This is a genomic window from Salinisphaera sp. G21_0 (assembly GCF_017744115.1).
GTDB lineage: Bacteria > Pseudomonadota > Gammaproteobacteria > Pseudomonadales > Endozoicomonadaceae > Endozoicomonas.
In genome coordinates, this window is the sequence record NZ_JAGHQW010000173.1 from 1 (window position 1) to 1,276 (window position 1,276).

At 52.2% G+C, this 1,276-nt stretch carries 1 protein-coding gene; it reads left to right on the forward strand.

Annotated features, from left to right (window positions below; translation table 11 throughout):
• The coding region (locus J7439_RS25490) for a tape measure protein (RefSeq protein ID WP_209204861.1) at positions 1 to 1,276 on the forward strand (1,276 nt) is incomplete at both ends.

Genomic DNA, 1,276 nt, shown 5'->3' on the forward strand with positions numbered 1-1,276 from the left:
AGATGGAGGCGGTTACCGGTTCGGCTGAAAGTGCCCGGCAAGCCACCCAATGGATTAAAGATTTTACCCGGAATACGCCCTATCAACTGGAAGAAGTGTCAGAAGCCTTTGTTCGGCTCAAAGCCTTTGGCCTTGATCCTATGGATGGCACCATGCAGGCCCTGGTTGATCAGGCATCCAAGCTTGGCGGCGGTATGGAAAGGCTTAACGGGATCTCCCTGGCTGTCGGTCAAGCATGGGCAAAGCAAAAGCTCCAGGGCGAAGAGATTCTGCAGATGGTCGAGCGGGGCATCCCGGTTTGGGATTTGCTGCAAAAGGTAACCGGCAAAAACGTTCAGGAGCTGCAAAAGCTCTCTTCGGCTGGCCTTATTGGTCGGGATGTTATGAGGGAGCTGATTCTTGAAATTGGCAAATCCTCCGAGGGTGCTGCGGCCAAGAACATGAGTCTGCTGTCGGGTTATGTCAGTAACCTGAAAGACAGCTGGCAGCAGTTCCAGGATGAAGTGGCCAAGAGCGGTGTTCTGGATTATGCCAGAGAGTCGCTGGCAGGCATCGCTGCCGAAATTGAGCGGATGAACCAGAATGGCCAGCTGCCTGAATTGGCGAAAAGGATCAGCGATGCCTTTATTGCCATGGGTGACGCTTTTAAGCATGCCTTCTCTGGAGTTACCGTTGATGGCTTTGTCACCAGTATCCAATCAGGCTTTACCACCATCACAGAATCCATGGCGGCGCTGCGGACTGCCTTTGATTTTACCAGCTCCACAGTAAAGGGCTTTTTCAATACCTTCACAGCCATTGTTAAAGGCTTTGCTACAGCCTATACCGGGATACTATACGGCATTGTCAGGGTATGGCAGGAAACAGCAGATGCCTTGGGCTTTGATGGCATTGCCGAAAAGCTAAAAGGGACAACCGATTTTCTTGAGGGCTTGACCAGAGAGTTTGCCCGGCAGACGGTTGAGGATGCCAAGGATGTCCGGGATGCGCTGGTTGGGGTATACGACAGCTTTGCCGAAGAAAGCCGAGATGCGGTAAAGACAGCAAACCATGCAGCCAAGACCATAACCAAAAGTCAGAGGTTGCTCTGGCAAAATTACGCCGATGAATTAATTGCCGGGCAAAAACGGGTTGAGGAAGCCACAGCCAAAACAGCCAAAGCCGTTAAAAGTCATTTTGAGAATGCAGCGGATGCTATCAGTCAGGTCAACGCAGCCGAAACCCGAACGGAGCTGGCCAGCCTTGGGGTAGCCTTGGCTGAAGCTTTCTCTCAGGG